This window comes from Brachyspira sp. SAP_772, assembly GCF_009755885.1.
In the GTDB taxonomy this organism is placed as follows: domain Bacteria; phylum Spirochaetota; class Brachyspiria; order Brachyspirales; family Brachyspiraceae; genus Brachyspira.
On sequence record NZ_VYIX01000046.1, the window covers coordinates 1 to 978 of the forward strand.

General features: G+C 23.3%; 1 protein-coding gene and 1 pseudogene. One reads left to right on the forward strand and one right to left on the reverse strand.

Annotation, left to right across the window (positions count from 1 at the left end; translation table 11 throughout):
• Nucleotides 1-485: pseudogene (locus GQX97_RS12450) on the forward strand (HrgA protein); the annotation flags it as partial.
• A gap of 71 nt (nt 486-556) precedes the next feature.
• On the opposite strand, the gene GQX97_RS12455 reads toward GQX97_RS12450, so the two are convergent.
• Nucleotides 557-978 (reverse strand): hypothetical protein (locus GQX97_RS12455; protein WP_157152232.1); only part of this gene is annotated, 422 nt, incomplete at its 5' end.

Below are 978 nucleotides of genomic sequence, written 5' to 3' on the forward strand. Positions count from 1 at the left end.
ATATTATTGCTGTTACATTTAAAGATTATATTAATAAATCAGTTTTAAAATTATTTAATTATATAAATCTGCCAACTACAGAGCTTTATGCTTATGAATTAAAATTAAAGCTTACACTCGGTAATTTAACAGAATATTATTTTCAAGCATTATCAAATTCTGGTTGGGCTAATGAGGCTTGGCTTGTTGCTATGGAAATAAATGAAAATGATATAGACTTAATGGAAGAGATAAAAAGGTTAAATCAGTCTTTTGGAGTAGGAATAATAAGATTAGATTATAATAACCCTGAAGATTCAGAAATATTATTTTCTGCCAAAAAAAGAAATGATTTAGATATAGATACTATGCATAAACTTTGTAATAACAGACAGTTTCAAGATTTTATTGATGATGTTAATGAAATATTGGAAGCTAAAGATAAATCAAAAAATCATATAATATCAAGTTTGATAAATAGTAAAAGATTTAATAACCCTAATTGAARATTTTATAATTTATAATTTTTTATATAACTATTTTTATAAATAATATTTTATTATATCTTGAATACGAATTAGTTTTTATTATTATAAAATTMTTTTAGTTTTATCCATATASAGTTTAATTTCTTTTGCATAATAATATCAGGAATAAGCAGCATAGCAGTAATTACTAGAACAATAGCAATAACTGCTAATATAGTACCAGCAAATACTAATAATACTTCAGGAGCATGGGAAATAGATTCAATTAAAGTGTAATTATTATAAGCTCCTCCGTAAAGTACAGACATACCGCTTACAAATACTCCCATAACAAAAGCAARTATTAATCCACCTATAATTGGCATACCCACAAATAATACAATAATAAATGAAACCATAATTATTTGAGTAACATTATTTTTATCGTTTTCATCAATTTTTAAAGCTATTTCTTTATAAATAATATTTCCGTATTTATTATACCAATATATGCTGTAGATATTGCATGTTA